This is a genomic window from Pseudomonas sp. FW305-28, from assembly GCF_017351395.1.
Taxonomy (GTDB): domain Bacteria; phylum Pseudomonadota; class Gammaproteobacteria; order Pseudomonadales; family Pseudomonadaceae; genus Aquipseudomonas; species Aquipseudomonas fluorescens_AA.
Window position 1 is genome coordinate 1 of record NZ_JACNDD010000268.1, and the last position, 3,662, is coordinate 3,662.

Here is a 3,662-nt window from a genome sequence, read left to right on the forward strand (position 1 = left end):
GCGATAGCGGTGGTTCAGTCGAGAGCCTTACAACCCCAACTCGGACAACCCCGGATGATCATCCGGCCGGCGGCCCAGTGGCCAGTGGAACTTGCGCTCGCTTTCCTTGATCGGCATGTCGTTGATGCAAGCGTAGCGGTTGTACATCAGGCCTTGCTCGTCGAACTCCCAGTTTTCGTTGCCGTAGGAGCGGAACCAGTTGCCCGAGTCGTCGTGCCATTCGTAGGCGTAGCGCACCGCGATGCGGTTATCGGTGAAGGCCCAGAGTTCCTTGATCAGCCGGTAATCCAACTCCTTGGCCCACTTGCGGGTCAGGAACGCCTTGGCTTCTTCGCGGTTGTGCGCGAATTCGGCGCGGTTACGCCATTGGGTGTCCAGCGTGTAGGCCAGGGATACTTTTTGCGGGTCGCGAGAGTTCCAGCCGTCTTCGGCCAGGCGAACTTTCTCGATCGCCGATTCACGGGTGAACGGCGGCAACGGCGGACGAACTTCAGAAGAGGCAGACATGGCGAGTCTCCAATAAGTTGATGGATGAAGCAGGGTTCAACGGTCAGGTGTGTAGCAACATCTTCAGCATGTCCTGGGCGTGGTCAGCCGCGCTGTGGTCGCCCATGACCAGCGCCACGGTAATGGCGCCGTCGATCAGAATCAGTAGCTGGCGGGCCAGGGCGTCCGGATTTTCGACACCTTGTTCGACGCACAACCGGGTCACGTAATCGAGCAGCTTCTGTTTGTGCATCTTCGCCACCTGGCGGACCGGATCCTGTGGATCGCCGGTTTCGCCGCTGGTGTTGATGAAGGCACAACCGCGAAAACCTTCGCTGTCGAACCAGCCCTTGAGCACGGTGAACAGGTTGAGCAGCCGCGCCGTCGGTGTGGGCGCCTTGTCCACTTCGCTGCTGAACCAGTGCATCCAGCGCTCGTCCCGCCGCTTGAGGGCGGCCACGATCAGGTCGTCCTTGTTGGCGAAGTAGCGATAGACACTCTTCCTGGAGACGCCGGCGGTTTTCACCAGAAGGTCCATGCCGGTGGCGGCGATGCCACTTCTATAGATCAACTTTTCGGCGACATCGAGGATGATGTCTCGTGTTTCATTACCAGTGATTTCGTTCATGGGGTAAAAGTAGAATGATCGTTCTCCTTGGTCAAGTTGTTTTTTTCTTGACGACAGGAAGACCCGAACCCATCCATGGTGTAAGCTCATCCGTTCTTCGGAATCGACCTTTTTGCGAGCCCTATGCCGTCGCTCTTCAAACGCTCCCTGCTGCCCAAGTTGCGCAGCTTTGCACTGACCGCCGATGCGGTGACCATCCTCGATGGCGCTGCCCAATTCCGCCGTTGCCTGCTGGAGAAAATCGCCCAGGCCACCCAGCGCATCTACATCGTCGCCCTGTACCTGCAACAGGACGAGGCCGGCCAGGAAATTCTCGATGCCCTGCATGCCGCCAAAGCGGCGCGTCCGGAACTGGACGTGGTCGTGGTCGTGGACTGGTTGCGGGCCCAGCGCGGGCTGATTGGCGCCAAGAAGCAGCCGGGCAACTCGGCGTGGTACCAGGAACAGACCCGCACCCATGCCAGCGAAGTGCCGATCTACGGCGTGCCGGTGCAGACCCGCGAACTGTTCGGTGTGTTGCATTTGAAAGGTTTCGTCATTGATGACTGTGTGCTCTACAGCGGCGCGAGCCTGAATAACGTCTACCTGCACAAGTTCGACAAATACCGCTACGACCGCTATCACTTGCTGCAGAACACGGCACTGGCCGACTCGATGCATCACCTGGTGCAACATGGCCTGATCACCTCAAGGGCCGTGCATCGCCTGGACCTGCCGAACCTGCCCAGCACCCGCAGTTTGCGCAAGGACATCGGTGACTTGCGCAGCCGTCTCAAATACGCGACCTATGACACCAGCGTCGGCAGCCTCGACAAGAGTGGCCTGTCGGTGAGCCCGTTGCTGGGCGTGGGCAAGAACAATCCCCTGAGCCGGGTGATCGGTGAACTGATCGCCAGCAGCCGCCAGCAACTGACCATCTGTACCCCGTATTTCAACCTGCCCCTGGCCGTGACCCGGGAGCTCAACCGCGCCCTGGCCCGCGGGGTCAAGATCGACATCATCGTCGGCGACAAGACCGCCAACGACTTCTACATTCCGCCAAGCGAACCGTTCAAGATCATCGCGGCACTGCCATACCTCTACGAAATCAGCCTGCGACGCTTCGCCAAACGGCATCAGCACGCGATCGACAGCGGTCAATTGAACCTGCACCTGTGGCGTGACGGGGACAACACCTATCACCTCAAGGGCATGTGGGTCGACGAGCGCTACACCTTGTTGACCGGCAACAACCTCAACCCGCGGGCCTTTCGCCTGGACCTGGAAAACGCGCTGTTGCTGGACGACCCCAAGGGCGAGCTGCTGGCGCCGCGCCAGGCCGAGCTTGAGCGGATCTACCGCCACACCCGCCGGATCGAACGCTACCTGGACCTGGAAACCCTGCCGGATTACCCCGAGGCCGTGGCCAGGTTCCTGAAACGGGTCAGCCGGGTGCGGATAGAACGGCTGCTTTACCGGATCCTGTGAACACCCGCGCCATGTCGGAAAAAGACACCATCTCCATCCAGCTGGTGCGTGAGGCGTTGCTGCAAAGCTGCGCACCCGGGGCGGCCACCGAGGAGGTCCTGAGTCAGGTCGGCATAGACCCGGCGCTGCTCGACGACCCCCTGGCGCGGGTCCCGGCCCATGCCTATGCGCGGCTCTGGCGCTTGCTGGCCCAGCGCCTGGATGACGAGTTTTTCGGCATGGACCCGCGCAAGCTCAAGTCCGGCAGCCTGGCGTTTCTCTGTCAGTGCGCCATGGCCCAGCCCACGCTGGCGAGCGGCTTGACGGCGGGGCTGGGGTTTCTGTCGCTGATGCTCGAACACCTGCCGGCCCAGTGGGCGCGCCAGCAAAGCCTGGCGGAGATCGTGCTGCTGGAAGACGACCAGGCGCCGCGCCGAGCCTTTACCTACTTCACTTACTGGATGATCGTCCATGGCGTCGCCTGCTGGTTGGCCGGGCGGCGCATTCCCATCCTGTCTGTCGAACTGCGCTGCCCGGCGCCGGATTTCTGCGACGACTACCGGGTGATGTTCTCCCAGAACCTGCGCTTTGGCCGGCCGCGCACCCGGATGATTTTCGCCGCCGAATGCCTCGACCTGCCCATCCGGCGCAACGCTGACGAGCTCAAGCGCTTCCTGGCCCGGGCCCCGGCCAACATCCTGGTCAAATACCGCGACCCGCAAAGCCTGGCCAGCCGTATCCGGCACGACCTGCGGCAACTGCCCGCCGAACGGTGGCCGGAAACCGAGGCCCTGGCCCAGCAGCTGTGCGTGTCCGCCTCGACACTGCGCCGACGCCTGGCGGAGGAGGGCCAGACTTACCAGGGCCTCAAGGACAGCGTGCGCAAGGATCTGGCGATCACCTGGCTGGCCGAGCCGTCCATCAGTTTCGTCGAAATCGCCTCGCGCCTGGGGTTTGCCGATGCCAGTTCCTTCTACAAGGCGTTTCGCAAATGGTCCGGGTCCAACCCGGGGCATTATCGCAGCCTGATTCTCAACGACCCTGATTGATCCACCGGGTCTTGTGCCTACCCAAGCCCCCTGTGGGAGCGAGCTTGCTCGCG

The 3,662-nt window shown here is 62.0% G+C and carries 4 protein-coding genes; 2 read left to right on the forward strand and 2 right to left on the reverse strand.

The genetic code is table 11. The features are described 5' to 3' along the window. Positions 1-27 precede the first annotated feature (27 nt). Together J4E53_RS30100 and J4E53_RS30105 are read right to left on the reverse strand one after the other, a co-directional pair. Positions 28-507: a nuclear transport factor 2 family protein gene (locus J4E53_RS30100; RefSeq protein ID WP_060742285.1), complete on the reverse strand. Its 480-nt coding sequence runs from the start codon at positions 505-507 to the stop codon at positions 28-30. 43 nt (positions 508-550) lie between these two features. After that, on the reverse strand, positions 551-1,114 hold the full coding sequence (locus J4E53_RS30105; RefSeq protein WP_060742286.1) for a TetR/AcrR family transcriptional regulator: 564 nt from the start codon (positions 1,112-1,114) through the stop codon (positions 551-553). Positions 1,115-1,237: 123 nt separating this feature from the next. Between J4E53_RS30105 and pssA the strand changes: the two genes are divergently transcribed. After that, a complete protein-coding gene (gene pssA / locus J4E53_RS30110; RefSeq protein WP_060742287.1) occupies positions 1,238-2,581 on the forward strand; it encodes a CDP-diacylglycerol--serine O-phosphatidyltransferase in 1,344 nt (447 codons plus the stop codon). An 11-nt stretch (positions 2,582-2,592) separates the two neighbouring features. Next, on the forward strand, positions 2,593-3,609 hold the full coding sequence (locus tag J4E53_RS30115; protein WP_103310098.1) for an AraC family transcriptional regulator: 1,017 nt from the start codon (positions 2,593-2,595) through the stop codon (positions 3,607-3,609). Positions 3,610-3,662 lie beyond the last annotated feature (53 nt).